This window comes from Pseudomonas sp. WJP1 (genome assembly GCF_028471945.1).
Lineage (GTDB): Bacteria > Pseudomonadota > Gammaproteobacteria > Pseudomonadales > Pseudomonadaceae > Aquipseudomonas.
The window spans coordinates 6,125,749-6,144,727 of sequence record NZ_CP110128.1 but is presented as its reverse complement, the minus strand read 5'-3'; the positions used below and the strand labels follow the sequence as shown (position 1 = coordinate 6,144,727).

Annotated in this window: 21 protein-coding genes; 15 read left to right on the top strand and 6 right to left on the bottom strand. The window is 59.2% G+C overall.

What is annotated here, in order from left to right; translation table 11 throughout:
* Positions 1 to 203 precede the first annotated feature (203 nt).
* Complete coding sequence (locus tag OH720_RS27650) at positions 204 to 545, top strand: PA4575 family protein (RefSeq protein ID WP_008058253.1); 342 nt, start codon at positions 204 to 206, stop codon at positions 543 to 545.
* A gap of 5 nt (positions 546 to 550) precedes the next feature.
* On the opposite strand, the gene OH720_RS27645 is transcribed toward OH720_RS27650, so the two are convergent.
* Positions 551 to 2,380, bottom strand: a complete 1,830-nt coding sequence (locus OH720_RS27645; protein WP_272603612.1) for a hypothetical protein — start codon at positions 2,378 to 2,380, stop codon at positions 551 to 553.
* Positions 2,381 to 2,538: 158 nt separating this feature from the next.
* Between OH720_RS27645 and OH720_RS27640 the strand changes: the two genes are divergently transcribed.
* From OH720_RS27640 to OH720_RS27630, 3 genes are all read left to right on the top strand, one after another.
* Entirely contained in the window at positions 2,539 to 3,027 is a 489-nt protein-coding gene (locus OH720_RS27640; RefSeq protein WP_007970904.1) for a TIGR00645 family protein, read from the top strand.
* A gap of 135 nt (positions 3,028 to 3,162) precedes the next feature.
* Positions 3,163 to 3,453 carry a DUF6482 family protein gene (locus OH720_RS27635; protein ID WP_008058258.1) on the top strand — a complete coding sequence of 97 codons (291 nt, stop codon included), beginning with the start codon at positions 3,163 to 3,165 and terminating at the stop codon, positions 3,451 to 3,453.
* Positions 3,454 to 3,574: 121 nt separating this feature from the next.
* Positions 3,575 to 4,192, top strand: a complete 618-nt coding sequence (locus OH720_RS27630) for an FKBP-type peptidyl-prolyl cis-trans isomerase (RefSeq protein WP_008058284.1) — start codon at positions 3,575 to 3,577, stop codon at positions 4,190 to 4,192.
* Between the two features lie 115 nt (positions 4,193 to 4,307).
* Here OH720_RS27630 and OH720_RS27625 read toward each other — a convergent pair whose 3' ends face one another.
* The 3 genes from OH720_RS27625 to OH720_RS27615 form a co-directional block, all read right to left on the bottom strand.
* Positions 4,308 to 4,565, bottom strand: a complete 258-nt coding sequence (locus tag OH720_RS27625; protein ID WP_180204545.1) for a PA4570 family protein — start codon at positions 4,563 to 4,565, stop codon at positions 4,308 to 4,310.
* A 208-nt stretch (positions 4,566 to 4,773) separates the two neighbouring features.
* Positions 4,774 to 5,115: a zinc ribbon domain-containing protein YjdM gene (locus OH720_RS27620; protein WP_020798653.1), complete on the bottom strand. Its 342-nt coding sequence runs from the start codon at positions 5,113 to 5,115 to the stop codon at positions 4,774 to 4,776.
* A 180-nt stretch (positions 5,116 to 5,295) separates the two neighbouring features.
* Complete coding sequence (locus tag OH720_RS27615) at positions 5,296 to 6,264, bottom strand: polyprenyl synthetase family protein (RefSeq protein ID WP_272603611.1); 969 nt, start codon at positions 6,262 to 6,264, stop codon at positions 5,296 to 5,298.
* Positions 6,265 to 6,503: 239 nt separating this feature from the next.
* Between OH720_RS27615 and rplU the strand changes: the two genes are divergently transcribed.
* The 5 genes from rplU to OH720_RS27590 all read left to right on the top strand — a co-directional run bounded on the left by rplU (position 6,504) and on the right by OH720_RS27590 (position 10,259).
* Positions 6,504 to 6,818, top strand: a complete 315-nt coding sequence (gene rplU, locus OH720_RS27610) for a 50S ribosomal protein L21 (protein WP_007950961.1) — start codon at positions 6,504 to 6,506, stop codon at positions 6,816 to 6,818.
* Positions 6,819 to 6,853: 35 nt separating this feature from the next.
* Positions 6,854 to 7,111 carry a 50S ribosomal protein L27 gene (gene rpmA, locus OH720_RS27605; RefSeq protein ID WP_003281574.1) on the top strand — a complete coding sequence of 86 codons (258 nt, stop codon included), beginning with the start codon at positions 6,854 to 6,856 and terminating at the stop codon, positions 7,109 to 7,111.
* Positions 7,112 to 7,306: 195 nt separating this feature from the next.
* Entirely contained in the window at positions 7,307 to 8,530 is a 1,224-nt protein-coding gene (gene cgtA, locus OH720_RS27600) for an Obg family GTPase CgtA (RefSeq protein ID WP_008052064.1), read from the top strand.
* Between the two features lie 137 nt (positions 8,531 to 8,667).
* Positions 8,668 to 9,786, top strand: coding sequence for a glutamate 5-kinase (gene proB, locus OH720_RS27595; protein WP_032831528.1), 1,119 nt, complete (start codon positions 8,668 to 8,670; stop codon positions 9,784 to 9,786).
* An 11-nt stretch (positions 9,787 to 9,797) separates the two neighbouring features.
* Positions 9,798 to 10,259 carry a CreA family protein gene (locus OH720_RS27590; RefSeq protein WP_272603610.1) on the top strand — a complete coding sequence of 154 codons (462 nt, stop codon included), beginning with the start codon at positions 9,798 to 9,800 and terminating at the stop codon, positions 10,257 to 10,259.
* Between the two features lie 153 nt (positions 10,260 to 10,412).
* Here OH720_RS27590 and rpsT read toward each other — a convergent pair whose 3' ends face one another.
* Positions 10,413 to 10,691, bottom strand: coding sequence for a 30S ribosomal protein S20 (rpsT, locus tag OH720_RS27585; RefSeq protein WP_008058289.1), 279 nt, complete (start codon positions 10,689 to 10,691; stop codon positions 10,413 to 10,415).
* 252 nt (positions 10,692 to 10,943) lie between these two features.
* On the opposite strand from rpsT, the gene murJ reads away from it, so the two are divergent.
* From murJ to ispH, 6 genes are all read left to right on the top strand, one after another.
* Positions 10,944 to 12,482 (top strand): murein biosynthesis integral membrane protein MurJ, encoded by a 1,539-nt coding sequence (murJ, locus tag OH720_RS27580; protein ID WP_272603609.1) that lies wholly within the window; start codon positions 10,944 to 10,946, stop codon positions 12,480 to 12,482.
* A gap of 129 nt (positions 12,483 to 12,611) precedes the next feature.
* Positions 12,612 to 13,562 (top strand): bifunctional riboflavin kinase/FAD synthetase, encoded by a 951-nt coding sequence (gene ribF, locus OH720_RS27575; protein ID WP_272603608.1) that lies wholly within the window; start codon positions 12,612 to 12,614, stop codon positions 13,560 to 13,562.
* Positions 13,563 to 16,394 (top strand): isoleucine--tRNA ligase, encoded by a 2,832-nt coding sequence (ileS, locus tag OH720_RS27570; protein WP_272603607.1) that lies wholly within the window; start codon positions 13,563 to 13,565, stop codon positions 16,392 to 16,394.
* The gene (gene lspA / locus OH720_RS27565) at positions 16,387 to 16,899 is read left to right on the top strand and encodes a signal peptidase II (protein ID WP_272603606.1); all 513 of its coding nucleotides are present in this window, start codon (positions 16,387 to 16,389) and stop codon (positions 16,897 to 16,899) included. The genes ileS and lspA overlap by 8 nt, the downstream gene beginning before the upstream one ends.
* A 7-nt stretch (positions 16,900 to 16,906) precedes the next feature.
* On the top strand, positions 16,907 to 17,344 hold the full coding sequence (gene fkpB / locus OH720_RS27560) for an FKBP-type peptidyl-prolyl cis-trans isomerase (RefSeq protein WP_172435403.1): 438 nt from the start codon (positions 16,907 to 16,909) through the stop codon (positions 17,342 to 17,344).
* A gap of 153 nt (positions 17,345 to 17,497) precedes the next feature.
* The gene (gene ispH, locus OH720_RS27555; protein ID WP_272603605.1) at positions 17,498 to 18,445 is read left to right on the top strand and encodes a 4-hydroxy-3-methylbut-2-enyl diphosphate reductase; all 948 of its coding nucleotides are present in this window, start codon (positions 17,498 to 17,500) and stop codon (positions 18,443 to 18,445) included.
* Positions 18,446 to 18,449: 4 nt separating this feature from the next.
* On the opposite strand, the gene OH720_RS27550 is transcribed toward ispH, so the two are convergent.
* A complete protein-coding gene (locus OH720_RS27550) occupies positions 18,450 to 18,962 on the bottom strand; it encodes a GspH/FimT family pseudopilin (protein ID WP_272603604.1) in 513 nt (170 codons plus the stop codon).
* Between the last annotated feature and the right edge of the window lie 17 nt (positions 18,963 to 18,979).

Here is an 18,979-nt window from a genome sequence, read left to right as displayed (position 1 = left end):
ACATTTGTCTTCGGGTAATTTTGGAAAAGTGCCATCACTCTGGCGCCAATATTCACACAGTGACCATTCGGCGCCTTCTGGTCCTACTTGACGTCCTAGTCAGACTTTTCCTCTATTCTCTGCTCAAGGATATCGACAGTATCACTGGATCGAGACAGCCTTCCCGTGGAGGCTGAATACCGGATTTACCGAGGGTCGCCGCCATGCCGCGCAACCTCTGCCTGACTCGTCAATGTCTAGGTCTTGTGACCCGTATCGAATGCGCCATCCGCCCCCTGGCGGGCGATACGGGTATGTGGACCTTGCTCTTCGCCGCCGGAATGGCCGGTGAACAACCCTCAGCCATCAAGGCCCAAGGCCCGTTTCATGGCCCTTTTGTGGCTGAGTCCATCCTCGATACCATCGTTGAAAGCCTGACCCTGCACGGCTATGAACTGGCCGATGACCCGCAGATCTGGTGCCTGCATCTGCAAGCCCAGTTGCGGGAAATCAACGGTGGCCGTTGTCGTAGCGTGGGTGGCTTCGAGTTCCGGCCCGAGCACTGACAGCGCTATTGGGCCTGGCTGGACATGTCGGCCTTGTCGAGCTTGACCTCAAAACCGTATTGCACGGTGGCGAGGTCAGTTCGTTGATAGGCTTCCAGGCGCGTAGGTAGACCGTAGAAGTAATGCACGGCGAATAACGCGGGTCCTTCTGTGCTCGCGTCATGGCTGACCGCAAGAATTTCCTTCAGGTAATTGCCGCTGTCATCCTTGGCGAAAAAGCGCCAGTCCTGTTCGGGAAACACTTTCGAATCCACCACCAGTGCATTGCCCTTCAGTTCAAGGCCCTTGGGCAATTGATGGGCTTCGAAGGTCTGCTTGTCGACAGTGGCCAGGAACAGCGGGATGGAACCGACCACAAAGGCGGGCGTTTGTGGAAACAGGTTCAGGTCGTAGGTGATGGTGCCGCCCAGGGGGTCGACCTCATACGCTTCGGGTGGCAATTCGATCGGCTCATCGCGCTTGCCGCTGCTGTCTTCGGTAAAGAAGCTGACCGGGCTATCACCCGGGTTGAAAGACGTACCGAGCAATTCATCGTTGAAGCTGCGCAGGTGAGTGAACTCGACGCGCGCAGCGCTGGGGTCCTCGACCGATTGATTGATCTTCACGCCTTTTTTCAACTGCTCCTCGGTCAAGGTCGCGCCCTTGAGCCAGGTCGGGGCGCTGTCGTCATAGACCACCACCGGCAAGTTCAGCGGCTGGATGGTTTTCGCCGTGGTATGGCTGTCGAAGCGGCGTACCGGCAGGTCCAGGTCCTTGCGGGTCACCGTAACGCTGGAGAAATCCAGCAGGCTGACTTCAAGGGTTTCGATGGTCCCGTTGAAATACACCTTGGAGTAGTGACGTTTCTGTTGTTTCTCGAAGGTTCGTTGCTCTTCATTGAGTTGTGTTTCCAGCGACTCGCTCCAGAGCTTCTGCTGCTGCAACTTCACCAGTTGTTTCTGGTAGAAGGCAATCTGCGCGGCGTTCTCATTGATCGAGCCTGAGCGCGACAGAAACTGCCCGGTGCCATCCCTGGCCTGGACGATCAGCGGATTCAAAGGTGTTTCAGCGATCTCGGGGGCGGGCGGCTGGCTGTTGCTGAACTCGATTTCGGCGTAGTTGTCCGCAAGTTTCACCAAGGTGACGCTCAAGTTGTCGTTGGTGCGGGTCTGGCCGATGTCCTTTTTGGTCAGGTCGAAGCTGTAGAGCCGGCGCGGTGCAATGACTTCCACCTTGCCTTGCAGGCTCACCGGTTGTGGCTGGTTCTTGATATCGACGTCCAGGCCTTCGATGAACGGATAGGTCACGGTCAGGTCGTCGGGGTTGGTCACCTTGGAGCTCGATGGGCTCAGTTGAATGCCAGGGTCGGTTTCCGACCACTCCGGCTGGAAGGCGATGACCCGTTTGTTGCTCAAGGTGACCGACTGCCATTGCAGGCCATGGGGAAACAGAAACGCCGCCGGGATGCTGAAGTTGAAGGGGAACACCGGTTGCAGATCCGTCAGGTAGTCGGAGCTGGAGTCCTTGTGCAGGACGAACAGGCCGTTGATGAAGGTGTCGACCAGGGCCTGGGGCGTCGGGTAGTGCTTGAGCATGGCGAGGGCGTCTTCGCCGTACTCGGTGTCCACGGGTTTGCTGTCGAGCTTGAGTTGCGCGCGCTCGAGCAACAACAGCGAGCCGCCCAGTTCAGCCACCGCATCCTTGAGTTTCGGGTCCTCGATGGCGTCCAGGGACTTCTCGAACTGCGCGGTCTTTTCCTCGAGGCTGACCTGACGCTTCTCGTCGCTGGGCGAGCAGGCGCTGATCAGCAAAGCCAGGAAAATCCCGGCACTCGTTAACGGCAATCGCCCATCCATTTCCAGTCTTCCTGTCCGATGTCATTTTGCTGTCAATGGTTTGGACACTAGCAGAAAAACTTTGACACACACGCGCAGGTGGCGGATTTTTCGATGGTTTTGGCTGTAACGGACGGCTGTTATACTCGCGGCCATTTCCAGTCCACATGTGAGATTCAATGGAACGCTTTATCGAAAATGCAATGTACGCCTCGCGCTGGCTGCTGGCGCCGATCTACTTCGGCCTGTCCCTCGGGCTGCTGGCACTGGCGCTGAAGTTCTTCCAGGAAGTCTTCCACGTCATCCCCAACGTCTTTTCGATGGCCGAGTCGGACTTGATCCTGGTACTGCTGTCGTTGATCGACATGGCGCTGGTCGGCGGCCTGCTGGTGATGGTGATGATTTCCGGTTACGAGAACTTTGTTTCTCAACTGGACATCGACGACAGCAAGGAAAAGCTCAACTGGTTGGGCACCATGGACTCGTCGTCGCTGAAAATGAAGGTGGCCGCGTCCATCGTGGCGATCTCGTCCATCCACCTGCTGCGCATCTTCATGGACGCCAAAAACGTCGATCCCGAGCATTTGCAGTGGTACGTCATCATCCACATGACCTTTGTGGTGTCGGCATTCGCCATGGGTTACCTGGATAAAGTGACCAAGCACTAAACAACGGCTGTCCAGTTGTTGCGCGCCGCCCGTCTGTTGCAAAACAGACGGGCGGTGTCGTTTATGGCTTGTGCTTTGATGCGCCGAGGCATATCCCTGTAAGGGTGTTGGCTCGTCACTGCGTGAGGTGCGCTCATGAACCTGCAAGAGTTGAATGCCTATGCCGTCGCCGGGAAGGTCGATGAGTTGAACCTGATCTCGATGGAGGGGGGTATCTACCTGCTGGAGGCGCGGATGCATGGTGCGGCGTATCCATTAAGCGATGCGCCGGGTCACACGATGCAGTTGCGCTCGGTGGAGCATGCCCGTGATGTGCTGCGTTCCTTCCCCAAGTTGCACTTCAACCTGGTGCACACCGTGGTTCATGACGAGATGTGCGGGTTGGTTGCCGATATCGAGGAAAACCTGAAGGTGCCGATCGCCTGACCCCTCTGATCAACGCCACGACATCTGTGCTAGTCTGCTGGCCCTTTTGGTTCCGGGCGCTCCGGGACGCGCTGTGCACGCACGGCCAGTTCCCGGGTCGTCCGCACAGCGGAGCAGTGTCATGTCCGAAGTAAATCTGTCCACCGACGAAACCCGCGTCAGCTACGGCATTGGCCGTCAGCTGGGCGACCAGCTGCGCGACAACCCGCCACCGGGCGTTAGCCTGGACGCAATCCTGGCAGGCCTGACCGACGCGTTCGCCGGTCAGCCAAGCCGTGTTGGCCAGGAAGAAATGTCCGCCAGCTTCAAGGTGATTCGCGAAATCATGCAGGCCGAAGCTGCAGCCAAGGCTGAAGCGGCCGCTGGCGAAGGCCTGGCCTTCCTGGCTGAAAACGCCAAGCGTGACGGCATCACCACCCTGGCTTCCGGCCTGCAATTCGAAGTGCTGTCCTCCGGTGAAGGCGCCAAGCCATCCCGTGAAGACACCGTGCGTACCCACTACCACGGCACCCTGATCGACGGCACCGTGTTCGACAGCTCCTACGAGCGTGGCGAGCCAGCAGAATTCCCGGTTGGCGGCGTGATCGCTGGCTGGACCGAAGCCCTGCAACTGATGAATGCCGGCAGCAAATGGCGCCTGTACGTGCCGAGCGAACTGGCTTACGGCGCTCAAGGCGTTGGCAGCATTCCGCCGCACAGCGTACTGGTGTTCGACGTCGAGCTGCTGGACGTTCTGTAATACCTGACCCTGTAGGAGCGAAGCTTGCTCGCGAATGCATCACCTCGGTTTCAAATTGGAACCGAGTTGTCCCCTTCGCGGGCAAGCCTCGCTCCTACAGGGATCTGCAGCGTTTTCATATTTCGATCTTGTGATGCAGCTCATTGGTTGGGCGCAACGCCCGGGCATAGCAGAACAAAAACAGGTTTCTCACCACTTCCTTGAGCACCACCGGCTCGCTTGAACTCAAGCCATTGACGTCCAGGTCACCTTGATCCTGCAGTTCGCTCAAGGCTTCCTCTTCCAGCACTGCGCAGACTTCCCCGGTTTCCCGATGCAGGATCCTGAGATAGGGGTGTGGGCGGTCCAGCCAGGCATCGATCAAATAAGTCATGGGTTCTCATCTCCATTGATTGGGTTCAATGAGAATAATTCCTATTCAATAAATAGTAAGCGCCTATTGGCTGATTCGGGATTTTTCTGGGTAAAGATTGCGTAAGGTCAAAACGGCTGGCGTTTGGCTATTGCGAGGATTCATTGGGCGAGGCGGGGCAGGGCGAAGCGCCACCCCACGACAGGGCGCGGGATGGCGTACAGCGGAATCAGACTTTTCTGACGAATTCGGATTTGAGCTTCATCGGCCCGATGCCGTCGATCTTGCAGTCGATGTCGTGATCGCCATCGCACAGGCGGATGTTCTTGACCTTGGTGCCCACCTTGACCACCAGCGACGTGCCCTTGACCTTGAGGTCCTTGATCACGGTGATGGTGTCGCCATCCTGCAGGACGTTGCCGACCGAATCCTTTTTCACTGCGTCATCGGAGACCGCTTCGGCTTCACCGCTGGCGGACCATTCGTGGGCGCACTCGGGGCAGATCAGCTGTGCGCCGTCTTCGTAGGTGTATTCGGAATTGCATTTCGGGCAGGGTGGCAACGTGCTCACTAAGGCTCCTTGGATTCAGGATCGCTAAAAAGCGCACATTGTATAGGGTTTTATCCGAGGGGGCATAAAACAACTGTGGGAGCGAGCCTGCTCGCGAAGGCGGTGTGTCAGTCAGCAACAATGTCGACTGTCAGATCGCAATCGCGAGCAGGCTCGCTCCCACAGGGTGTCGCGGTGTTTCTAGTGCGTGCGGGCGACCGCAAACTCGCTCAATTCAACCAATGCATCACGATATTCGCTGGCTGGCAGCGCGTCCAGGCACTTGATCGCACGGGCCACATAGTCGCGTGCCAGTTGGGCGGTGTATTCCAGCGAACCCGAGGCTTCCACGGCTTCGCGGATGTTTTCCAGATCTTCGATGCCGCCTTTCTGGATTGCCTTGCGCACCAGTGTAGCCTGCTCCGGCGTGCCTTCGCGCATGGTGTAGATCAGCGGCAGGGTCGGCTTGCCTTCGGCCAGGTCGTCACCGACGTTCTTGCCCAGGGTCTCGGCATCGCCCTTGTAGTCCAGCAGGTCGTCGACCAGTTGGAAGGCCACGCCCAGGTGATCGCCGAAGGTGCGCAGCGCTTCGCACTGCTCAGGCGTCGCACCGGCCAGGGCTGCCGCGCTGTGGGTCGAGGCTTCGAAGAGCATCGCGGTCTTGCCGCGGATGACTTCCATGTAGGTTTCTTCGGTGGTGCTGGCGTCGCGCACCTTCGACAGCTGCAACACTTCGCCTTCGGCGATGATGCGCGTGGCTTGCGAAAGGATCTTCATCACTGGCATGGAGCCCAGCTCGACCATCATTTCGAAGGAGCGCGAGTACAGGAAGTCGCCCACCAGCACGCTCGGCGCGTTGCCCCACATGGCATTGGCAGTCGAGCGGCCACGGCGCATGCCGGACATGTCGACCACGTCGTCATGCAGCAGGGTCGCGGTGTGCAGGAATTCGATGGTGGCAGCCAGCAGGCGCAGGTCGTCGCCTTCACGGCCAAGGGCCTTGCCACACAGCAGCACCAATAACGGACGCAGGCGTTTACCGCCGGCCGAGGTAATGTAGTCGCCGATTTTCGATACCAGCGGCACTCGGGAAGTCAGCTGCTTCTTGATGATGCCGTCGACGGCGCTAAAATCGTCCGCCACCGCGCGGTAGAAAGCTTGGGGTTGCATCAGCGACAGTCGCTCCAGAAGGGTTGCGCGGCATGCTAGGACCCACGCCAGCAGGTGTCAAGGCGCGATGGACGGCCTATTGCAAGGCGCTCGTGCCTTGCGTACAATCGCGCACCCTGAACTTCCTGGGCAGCACCTGCCTTACGCAATTGCAAGCGGGCCTCCAGCCCCATGCAGCCATGCCAGCCAATACCTCTTCTTATAAAGAGCTGGGTGAGCAGGATTATCGGAGAAATACCATGTCTTATGCAGTAATCGTTACTGGCGGCAAGCAGTACAAAGTCGCCCCAGGTGAATACCTGAAGATCGAAAAACTGGAAGTCGCTACCGGCGAATCCGTTACCTTTGATCGCGTTCTGTTGGTTGCCAACGGTGACGACGTGAATATCGGCGCTCCAGTTGTTGCTGGCGCTACCGTTGTGGCTGAAGTGATCTCCCAAGGTCGTCACGATAAAGTCCGCATCATCAAGTTCCGTCGCCGTAAGCACCACATGAAGCGTATGGGCCACCGCCAGTGGTACACCGAGATCAAAATCACCGGTATTCAGGCTTAATTACAGCCTAATTCCTCACTAGGAGAATTGAACTCATGGCACACAAAAAAGCTGGTGGTAGTACCCGTAACGGTCGCGACTCAGAAGCCAAACGCCTTGGCGTGAAGATGTATGGCGGCCAGGCTATCAAAGCAGGCAACATCATCGTGCGTCAGCGCGGCACCCAATTCCACGCTGGCTACGGCGTTGGCATGGGTAAAGATCACACTCTCTTCGCTAAAGTCGAAGGCGTGATCAAGTTCGAAGTAAAAGGCGCCTTCGGTCGTCGTTACGTGAGCGTAGTCGCGGCTTAATTGCGCGATCGCTGGAAAAGCCCTGTCTCGCGACGGGGCTTTTTCGTTTGTGGGGTGAGTCTCTTGCAAAGCTGTTTGTATGGGCTGTCGGCGTACGATGTAGGTATCGTGGTTCAGGGTCGCTGCGCTCATTTTTGCAAGAGTCTTATGTCTTGATTGTTTTTCGGCTCGTCCGTATGGCGAGAGGCGTTTGTTATGAAGTTTGTTGATGAAGTATCGATTCGCGTAAAGGCTGGTGATGGCGGCAATGGCGCCATGAGTTTCCGTCGGGAAAAATTTATCGAGAACGGTGGCCCGAACGGCGGTGATGGCGGTGACGGCGGTTCCATCTACATGATGGCTGACGAAAACCTCAACACCCTGGTGGACTACCGTTACACCCGGCACTTCGATGCCGAGCGTGGTTCCAATGGCGGCAGCACCGACTGCACCGGCAAGAAGGGTGAAGACCTGATCCTGCGTGTTCCGGTCGGCACCACGGTGATCGACTCCGCGACTCAGGAAGTCATCGGCGACCTGACCAAGGCCGGTCAGAAGTTGATGGTGGTGCAGGGCGGCTGGCACGGTCTGGGTAACACCCGTTTCAAATCCAGTACCAACCGTGCGCCGCGCCAGACCACTCCGGGCAAGCCGGGCGAGCAGCGCGACCTGAAGCTGGAAATGAAAGTACTGGCTGACGTAGGTCTGCTGGGTTTGCCGAACGCCGGTAAAAGTACCTTTATCCGTTCGGTTTCGGCTGCCAAGCCGAAAGTTGCCGACTACCCGTTCACCACGCTGGTGCCGAACCTGGGTGTGGTCAGCGTCGATCGCTGGAAGAGCTTCGTCATTGCCGATATTCCGGGTTTGATCGAAGGCGCTTCCGAAGGTGCTGGTCTGGGTATTCGCTTCCTCAAGCACTTGGCGCGTACGCGTCTGCTGCTGCACCTCGTGGACATGGCGCCGCTGGATGATGCCAGCGCCCCGGATGCCGCTGAAGTGATCGTCAATGAGCTGATCAAGTTCAGCCCGTCCCTGGCGGAGCGTGATCGCTGGCTGGTCCTGAACAAGTGCGACCAGATCCTTGATGAAGAACATGATGCTCGCGTCAAGGAGATCGTTGATCGCCTGGAATGGACTGGTCCGGTCTACGTTATCTCGGCTATCTCCAAGCTCGGTACCGAGCGTCTGTGCCATGACATCATGCGTTACATGGAAGATCGTGCCGATCGTCTGGCCAATGACCCGGCCTACAAGGAAGAGCTGGCCGATCTCGATCAGCGCATCGAAGACGAAGCTCGCGCGCAACTGCAGGCGCTGGATGACAAGCGTGCCCTGCGTCGCAGCGGCGTGAAGTCGGTCCATGACATCGGCGACGATGATTGGGATGAAGAAGATGTGGATGACGAAGACGGTCCGGAAATCATTTACGTGCGTGACTGATTCGTTGCGATAAACTTAAGCGCCGCTCAATCGAGCGGCGTTTTAGTATCTGGAAATCGATTGTTGGTCACGAGTAACCACGAATAACGTCACGGGCAGTGCCAGGTCGCGCTGCCCTCAAGCTAAGGTTGAAGATGATGCGGAGCAAGGTGACAGGTGCGCAGCGTTGGGTCGTGAAGATCGGTAGCGCTTTGCTGACGGCGGATGGCAAGGGCCTGGATCGCGCGGCGATGGGTGTCTGGGTTGAACAGATGGTGGCCTTGCACGAGGCGGGAGTCGAGCTGGTGCTGGTGTCCTCTGGGGCGGTAGCGGCCGGCATGAGCCGTCTGGGCTGGACCGCGCGACCCAGTGCAATGCACGAGCTCCAGGCCGCTGCTGCAATCGGCCAGATGGGCTTGGTGCAGGCCTGGGAGTCGAGCTTTGCCGAGCATGGCCGGCACACTGCGCAGATTCTCCTGACTCACGATGACCTGTCCGACCGCAAGCGCTACCTGAACGCCCGCAGCACCTTGCGTGCGCTGGTCGAGCTGAAGGTTATCCCGGTGATCAACGAGAACGACACCGTGGTCACCGACGAAATCCGTTTCGGCGACAACGATACCCTGGCGGCGCTGGTGGCCAACCTGGTCGAGGCTGACCTGCTGGTGATCCTGACGGACCGCGATGGCATGTTCGACGCCGATCCGCGCAACAATCCCGATGCCCAGCTGATCTACGAGGCGCGCGCCGATGATCCGGCGCTCGACGCGGTGGCAGGCGGTACCGGTGGTGCGCTGGGGCGCGGTGGCATGCAGACCAAGCTGCGAGCGGCACGCCTGGCGGCTCGGTCGGGTGCGCATACGATCATCGTTGGTGGTCGTCTGGAGCGCGTGCTCGATCGCCTCAAGGCGGGTGAGCGCATCGGCACTTTGCTTTCGCCTGAGCGCGGCATGCTGGCGGCGCGCAAGCAGTGGCTGGCCGGGCATCTGCAAACCCGTGGCACCCTGGTGCTGGACGCGGGTGCGGTGACGGCGTTGTCCGAGGGCAACAAGAGCCTGCTGCCGGTTGGGGTCAAGTTGGTCCAGGGTAGTTTCCGTCGCGGCGAAATGGTGGTGTGCGTGGCGCCTGACGGTCGTGAAATTGCCCGTGGGCTGGCCAACTACAGCGCGCTGGAGGCACAAAAAATCATCGGTCAGTCGTCTGAAGCGATTGTCGGTCTCTTGGGTTACATGGCGGAACCGGAACTGGTTCATCGCGATAACCTGATTCTGGTCTGAAGGAATACCTGATGCGCATGGCAAAAGGATTGTTGGGGTTGCTGCTGGCGATGCCGCTGCTGGCGTCGGCCGAGGAAATTGGCCAGGTGTCGACGGTGTTCAAGTTTGTCGGCCCGAACGATCGCATCGTGGTCGAGGCCTTTGACGATCCCAAGGTCGAGGGGGTGACGTGCTACCTGTCGCGCGCCAAGACCGGTGGCGTGAAGGGTGGGCTGGGTCTGGCAGAAGATCGCGCAGAGGCGTCCATCGCCTGTCGCCAGGTCGGGCCCATCAGCTTCAAGGGTGAGCTCAAGGATGGTGACGAGGTGTTCAAGGAGCGTACCTCCCTGGTGTTCAAGACCATGCAGGTGGTGCGGTTCCTCGACAAGAAGCGCAATACGTTGGTGTACCTGGTGTACAGCGATCGCTTGATCGAGGGCAGTCCGCAGAATGCGGTGACGGCGATTCCGATTTTGCCGTGGGCTCAGCAGTGATTTGAAGATCGCCTTCGCGGGCAAGCCTCGCTCCTACAGATTTCATAAGTCTGTAGGAGCGAGGCTTGCCCGCGAAGGCGTCAGATCTGGTGCGCACAAATCGCAGGCAATAAAAAACCGACCCTGAGGTCGGTTTTTTAATGAACGGGTCGCTTAGGCAGCAGCGACAACGCTCAGGGCCTTAACGTGGCCATTCAGACGGCTCTTATGGCGAGCAGCCTTGTTCTTGTGGATGATGCCTTTATCGGCCATACGGTCGATAACTGGCACAGCCAGAACGTAAGCAGCTTGAGCTTTTTCAGCGTCTTTTGCGTCGATGGCCTTAACTACATTCTTGATGTAGGTACGAACCATGGAACGCAGGCTGGCGTTGTGGCTGCGACGCTTCTCAGCCTGTTTTGCACGTTTTTTGGCGGAAGGTGAGTTGGCCACCGTCGAGCTCCTCGAAAGACTTTTTAGGAAATAGCAAACAAAATAGGCCGCGAATCATGCCGATGAGTTGAGGTCTTGTCAAGGGCGGTTGAGACGTTCCGCTAAGTGGTAGGTACTACACCTCTGGATATTTCTTTCCAGCGTGCGACCTGTAAACTCGCGAGCTTTGGCTCTGTGCTGTTGCGGCGCGGAGTATCGCATAAGTAGGCGCTTAGTTCGCCTGCTGTTTATCGACAGGCACGAACTCTTTTAATGAATCTGCTCAAATCGTTGGCCGCCGTCAGCTCTATCACGATGCTTTCCCGGGTTTTGGGGTTTGTTCGTGACACCCTTATCGCACGTGCATTCGGTGCGGGAATGGCGACCGACGCCTTCTTCATCGCCTTTAAACTGCCCAATCTGTTGCGGCGAATTTTTGCCGAAGGTGCGTTTTCCCAAGCATTCGTACCGATTCTTGCCGAATACAAAAGCCAGAAAGGCGATGAGGCCACGCGAACCTTCATCGCCTACGTTTCTGGCCTGCTGACGCTGGTTTTGGCGTTCGTCACGGTGTTGGGCATGCTTGCCGCCCCGTGGGTCATCTGGGTGACCGCCCCGGGTTTCATCGACACGCCAGAGAAGTTCGAGCTGACCACGAGTCTGCTGCGGGTGACCTTTCCCTACATCCTGCTGATTTCCCTGTCCTCATTGGCCGGCGCCATCCTCAACACCTGGAACCGTTTTTCGGTGCCGGCCTTTGTGCCGACCCTGCTTAACGTCAGCATGATTATCTTTGCGCTGTTCCTGACGCCGTATTTCGATCCTCCGGTGATGGCGCTGGGCTGGGCCGTGCTGGTGGGCGGTCTGGCGCAGTTGCTGTACCAGCTGCCACATCTGAAAAAAATCGGCATGCTGGTCCTGCCGCGCCTGAATCTGCGAGACAGCGGCGTCTGGCGGGTGATGAAACAGATGTTGCCGGCGATTCTCGGGGTGTCGGTGAGTCAGATCTCGCTGATCATCAACACCATCTTTGCCTCGTTCCTGGTTGCCGGCTCGGTGTCCTGGATGTATTACGCCGATCGCCTGATGGAGTTGCCGTCCGGCGTGCTGGGCGTGGCATTGGGCACGATTTTGCTGCCGACCCTGGCCAAGACCTACGCCAGCCAGGACCGCCAGGAATATTCGCGAATCCTCGATTGGGGTCTGCGCCTGTGTTTCCTGCTGGTATTGCCGTGCGCCCTGGCGTTGGGGATTTTGGCCGAACCGCTGACGGTTTCGCTGTTCCAGTACGGTCAGTTCGGTGCCCATGACGCGGCCATGACCCAGCGAGCACTGATTGCCTATTCGGTCGGTTTGCTCGGTATTATCGTGATCAAAGTGCTGGCGCCGGGCTTTTATGCGCAACAAAACATCCGCACGCCGGTAAAAATCGCGATTTTTACCCTCGTGGTCACCCAGGTGTTCAACCTGCTGTTGATTGGCCCGCTGGCCCATGCCGGCCTTGCGCTCGCCATCAGTGCCGGTGCCTGCCTGAATGCCGGGTTGCTGTTCTACCAACTGCGTAAACAGCAGATGTACCAGCCGCAACCGGGCTGGGCGAAGTTTGGTTTCAAGCTGGTAGTCGCGGTACTGGTGATGTCCGCTGTACTGCTGGCGGGGATGCATTTCATGCCCGCCTGGAGCGAAGGGCAGATGCTTGAGCGGTTCCTGCGCCTGGGTGCTTTGGTAATCGCCGGTGTGGTGGCTTATTTCGGCATGTTAGTGTTGATGGGCTTCAGGTTGCGCGACTTCAATCGCAGGACGCTTGGTTAAGGTCAGGGCCTGGATAAACATGGGCGAGTCGGCGTTTTTGTCGGCTCGATTACTTTGGGATACGGTGTTGCCTGTCGTCGGCCGCCGGGTGTGGTTATAATCGACCACTTTATGAGCAAGAAGCGCGTTATGCAGCTGGTTCGAGGCCTCCACAATCTGCGCCCCCAGCATCGGGGCTGTGTCGCCACTATTGGCAACTTTGACGGTGTACACCGTGGCCACCAGGCTATCCTGGCGCGGCTGCGCGAGCGTGCACTGGAGTTGGGCGTGCCCAGCTGCGTGGTGATTTTCGAGCCGCAGCCACGGGAATTCTTCGCCCCCGACACGGCGCCGGCCCGCCTGGCCCGGCTGCGTGACAAACTGCAGCTGCTGGCGGCCGAAGGGGTCGACCGGGTCCTGTGCCTGGCCTTCAACCAGCGCCTGAGCAAGCTCAGCGCCAGTGAATTCGTCGATACCATCCTGGTTGATGGCCTTAGCGTGCAGCACCTTGAAGTCGGCGACGACTTCCGTTTTGGCTGTGACCGGGTAGGGGATTTCGATTTCCTGCAACAGGCCGGCGTCATGCAGGGCTTTACCGTCGAAGCGGCACAAACCGTCGAACTCGACGGTATTCGCGTCAGCAGCACCCAGGTGCGTAATGCGCTGGCCGCCGCTGACTTTGCCCTCGCAGAGCGTCTGCTGGGTCGCCCGTACCGTATCGCCGGTCGCGTGTTGCACGGCCAGAAGCTGGCACGGCAGTTGGGTACGCCCACCGCCAACATCCAGCTCAAGCGTCGTCGAGTACCGTTTACCGGGGTTTATCTGGTCAGCGTCGACCTGGACGGCAAGACCTGGCCTGGCGTCGCCAATATCGGCGTTCGCCCCACGGTCCAGGGAGATGGCAAGGCCCACCTCGAAGTACATCTTTTAGATTTTGCCGGCGATCTGTATGACCGGCGTATGACGGTGGTTTTCCACCAAAAGCTGCGTGAAGAGCAGCGTTTCGCCTCTCTGGAGGCGCTTAAGACGGCGATCAATGCGGATGTCGCCGCCGCCCGTGCCCTGTCGCACCTAGCGCCAATCGCTAATGAAGAGCCTTAAATGACCGACTATAAAGCCACGCTAAACCTTCCGGACACCGCCTTCCCAATGAAGGCCGGCCTGCCTCAGCGCGAACCGCAGATTCTGCAGCGCTGGGACAGCATTGGCCTGTACGGAAAGTTGCGCGAGATTGGCAAGGATCGTCCGAAGTTCGTCCTGCACGACGGTCCTCCGTACGCCAACGGCACGATTCACATCGGTCACGCACTGAACAAGATTCTCAAGGACATGATCATCCGCTCGAAGACCCTGTCGGGCTTCGACGCGCCTTATGTTCCGGGCTGGGACTGCCACGGCCTGCCGATCGAGCACAAGGTCGAAGTGACCCACGGCAAGAACCTGGGCGCGGACAAGACCCGCGAACTGTGCCGGGCTTACGCCACCGAGCAGATCGAAGGGCAGAAATCCGAATTCATCCGTCTGGGCGTGCTGGGCGACTTCGCCAACCCGTACAAGACCATGGATTTCAAGAACGAGGCCGGTGAAATCCGTGCCCTGGCCGAAATCGTCAAGGGCGGTTTCGTGTTCAAGGGCCTCAAGCCTGTGAACTGGTGCTTCGACTGCGGATCGGCCCTGGCCGAAGCGGAAGTCGAGTACGAGAACAAGAAGTCCTCGACCATCGACGTGGCGTTCCCGATTGCCGATGAAGCCAGCCTGGCTGCCGCTTTCGGCCTGCCATCGCTGGCCAAGCCTGCTTCGATCGTGATCTGGACCACCACCCCGTGGACCATCCCGGCCAACCAGGCGCTGAACGTCCACCCGGAATTCAACTACGCCCTGGTCGATGTCGGCGACAAATTGCTGGTACTGGCTGAAGAGCTGGTCGAGTCGTGCCTGGCGCGCTACAGCCTGGAAGGTTCGGTCATCGCGACCACCACGGGCAAGGCGCTGGAACTGATCAACTTCCGCCACCCGTTCTACGATCGTCTGTCGCCTGTGTACCTGGCTGACTACGTCGAACTGGGCGCCGGCACCGGCGTGGTTCACTCCGCCCCGGCCTACGGTGTGGACGACTTCGTGACCTGCAAGAAATACGGCATGGTCAACGACGACATCCTCAATCCGGTACAAAGCAACGGCGTCTACGCGACTTCGCTGGAGTTCTTCGGCGGCCAGTTCATCTGGAAGGCCAACCCGGCCATCGTCGACAAGCTGACCGAAGTCGGCGCGCTGCTGCACACCACTATCATCGAACACAGCTACATGCACTGCTGGCGCCACAAGACCCCGCTGATCTACCGCGCCACCGCGCAGTGGTTCATCGGCATGGACAAGCAGCCGACCACGGGCGACACCCTGCGCCAGCGCTCGCTCAAAGCCATCGAAGAGACCCAGTTCGTACCGGCCTGGGGCCAGGCGCGCCTGCACTCTATGATCGCCAACCGTCCGGACTGGTGCATCTCCCGCCAGCGCAACTGGGGCGTGCCGATCCCGTTCTTCCTGAACAAGGAAAGCGGCGAGCTGCACCCACGCACCGTCGAGCTGATGGAAGAAGTCGCCAAGCGCGTCGAAGGCGAAGGCATCGAAGCCTGGTTCAAGCTGGACGCCGCCGAACTGCTGGGCGATGAAGCGCCACAGTACGACAAGATCAGCGACACCCTGGACGTCTGGTTCGATTCGGGCACTACGCACTGGCACGTCCTGCGCGGTTCGCACCCGATGGGCCACGAAAGCGGTCCACGCGCCGACCTGTACCTGGAAGGTTCGGACCAGCACCGTGGCTGGTTCCACTCGTCGCTGCTGACCGGTTGCGCCATCGACAACCACGCGCCTTACCGCGAGCTGCTGACCCACGGTTTCACCGTTGACGAGTCCGGCCGCAAGATGTCCAAGTCGTTGGGCAACGTCATTGCACCGCAGAAAGTCAACGACACCCTGGGCGCCGATATCATGCGCCTGTGGGTCGCTTCTACCGACTACTCCGGCGAAATGGCAGTGTCCGAGCAGATCCTGCAGCGCAGTGCGGACGCCTATCGGCGTATCCGTAACACCGCGCGTTTCCTGCTCTCGAACCTGACCGGCTTCAACCCGGCCACCGACCTGCTGCCGGCCGAAGAAATGCTGGCACTGGACCGTTGGGCCGTGGACCGCACCCTGCTGCTGCAACGCGAGTTGCAAGAGCACTACGGTGAATACCGCTTCTGGAACGTCTACTCCAAGATCCACAACTTCTGCGTGCAGGAGCTGGGCGGTTTCTACCTGGACATCATCAAGGATCGCCAGTACACCACGGGTACCGACAGCAAGGCCCGTCGTTCGTGCCAGACCGCGCTGTTCCACATCTCCGAAGCGCTGGTGCGCTGGATCGCCCCGATCCTGGCGTTCACCGCCGACGAGCTGTGGCAATACCTGCCGGGCGAGCGCAACGAGTCCGTCATGCTCAACACCTGGTACGAAGGCCTGACCGAGCTGCCGGAAGGCTTCGAGCTGGGGCGCGCCTACTGGGACCGCATCATGGAAGTGAAGGTTGCGGTCAACAAGGAAATGGAAATCCAGCGCGCGGCCAAGGCCGTCGGTGGCAACCTGCAAGCCGAAGTGACGCTGTTCGCCGAAGAGGCGCTGACCGCCGACCTGGCCAAGCTGAGCAACGAACTGCGTTTCGTGCTGATCACCTCCACCGCCAGCGTTGCGCCTTTTGTTCAGGCACCAGCGGACGCGGTAGTCACCGAAGTCAGCGGCTTGAAGCTGAAAATCGTCAAGTCGGCCTTCGCCAAGTGCGCCCGTTGCTGGCACTGCCGTGAAGACGTCGGCGTGAACCCGGAGCATCCGGAAATCTGCGGCCGTTGCGTCGACAACATCAGCGGCGCGGGCGAGGTTCGTCACTATGCCTAATGCCGTTGGCCGTTTTGGACGGCTGGGCTGGCTCTGGTTGAGTTTGCTGGTCCTGGTCATCGACCAGGCCAGCAAGTTCTACTTCGAAGGCTCGTTGACGATGTACCAGCAAATCGTGGTGATCCCCGATTACTTCAGCTGGACTCTGGCCTACAACACCGGCGCGGCGTTCAGCTTCCTGGCTGACAGCTCCGGCTGGCAGCGCTGGTTGTTTGCCCTGATCGCGGTCGTGGTCAGTGCCGTGCTGGTGGTCTGGCTCAAACGCCTGGGACGTAACGAAACCTGGGTGGCCATCGCGTTGGCGTTGGTGCTGGGTGGCGCGCTGGGCAATCTATATGACCGCATAGCCTTGGGCCATGTGATCGATTTCATCCTGGTGCATTGGCAGAACCGCTGGTATTTCCCGGCGTTCAACTTCGCCGACAGTGCTATCACTGTAGGCGCTGTAATGCTGGCACTGGATATGTTCAAAAGTAAAAAGACCGGAGAAGCCGTTCATGACTGAACAGGTATTGGCTGAACAACGCATCGGCCAGAACACGGAAGTCACCTTGCATTTTGCATTGCGCCTGGAGAATGGCGACACGGTGGACAGCACCTTCGATAAAGCCCCGGCGACCTTCAAGGTCGGTGACGGCAACCTGTTGCCAGGTTTTGAAGCCGCGTTGTTCGGTTTCAAGGCGGGCGACAAGCGTACACTGAGCATCGAGCCGGAAAACGCGTTCGGCCAGCCCAACCCGCAAAACGTGCAGATCATCCCGCGTTCGCAGTTCCAGGACATGGAGCTGTCGCCAGGTTTGCTGGTGATCTTCAACGATGCGGCCAATACTGAATTGCCGGGTGTGGTCAAGGAGTTCGATGACGCGCAAGTGACCATCGACTTCAACCATCCGCTGGCGGGCAAGACGCTGACCTTTGACGTGGAAATCATCTCCGTCAAAGCGCTGTAACTGACCGAATAAGGTCCACTGTGGGAGCGAGCCTGCTCGCGAAAGCGTCATCACATTCAGCATAAATGTCGACTGACACACCGCTTTCGCGAGCAGGCTCGCTCCCACAGTTTGGTTTTTCATTGTTTTCGCGCGCAAGACACGAGGCACAGCATGCAAATCAAACTCGCCAATCCCCGTGGCTTCTGCGCCGGTGTGGACCGGGCGATCGAAATCGTCAACCGCGCCCTGGAGGTTTTCGGGCCGCCGATCTATGTGCGCCACGAAGTGGTCCACAACAAGTTCGTCGTCGAAGACCTGCGTAACCGCGGGGCAGTCTTCGTCGAGGAACTGGACCAGGTGCCGGACGACGTGATCGTGATCTTCAGTGCCCACGGCGTGTCCCAGGCCGTGCGGACCGAAGCTGCCGGCCGTGGCTTGAAAGTGTTCGACGCCACGTGCCCACTGGTCACCAAGGTGCACATCGAAGTCGCCCGTTACAGTCGCGATGGTCGTGAATGCATCCTCATCGGCCACGCAGGTCACCCCGAAGTCGAAGGCACCATGGGCCAGTACGATGCCAGCAATGGTGGTGCGATCTATCTGGTCGAAGACGAAAAGGATGTTGCCCAACTGCAGGTGCGGAATCCGGAGAAACTGGCGTTCGTCACCCAGACGACCTTGTCCATGGACGATACCAGTCGTGTCATTGACGCATTGCGTACGCGTTTCCCGGCCATCGGCGGCCCGCGCAAGGACGACATCTGCTACGCCACGCAAAACCGCCAGGACGCGGTCAAGCAACTGGCTGAAGAATGCGATGTGGTGCTGGTGGTTGGCAGTCCGAACAGCTCCAACTCCAATCGCCTGCGCGAACTCGCAGAGCGCATGTCGACCCCGGCCTACCTGATCGATGGTGCCGAGGACCTGGACAAGAGCTGGTTCGACGGTGTCGAGCGGATCGGCATCACCGCTGGCGCTTCCGCTCCGGAAGTCCTGGTGCGTGGCGTGATTCAACAATTGCAGGCCTGGGGCGCCACCGGTGCCGATGAGTTGGCCGGTCGTGAAGAGAACATCACGTTCTCCATGCCCAAAGAACTGCGGGTCCGTTCGCTGCTCTGAACCTTCAGGTCGCGCATAACGCCTGCGCGGTCTTCTCGCTGCGCAGGCTGACGCGACCGGTCCGGGCCAGCACCACCTGGTGTTGGCTCTGCGCCGCGCGTGCCGCGCACACATGCAATGTCCCTGCTTGAAAACCTCCGGACACCGGCTCCCCTAGTGGGCCGAACCGTACGGCAGTCCTGAGATACTGATTGCCGAAAATCGCCACGCCCATGCCGCTGCGGCGCTCGACCAGCAGCGGATTGCCGGGGTCCTCGTGCCCCTTGCCGCTGACATCCAGAATGATCCGCCAGCCCTGGCTCCAGTCGTCGTTTATGCCGTGAACGACGACGGCCTGGCCGCGTGATATCGCTTCGCTTCTTGCACTGCGCAGGCCGCTGGCAAGTGACTTGGCCGCTTCCTCGCGATGGTTCGATTCAGCAAGCGTTGCGAACGCCGGACTGACCAGCAGCAGAACAATCCCGGCAATCGCGAGTCCCATAAGCAATTCAATCAGACTGAAACCTTGCTCACGCATGAGATTTTCCTCCCTGG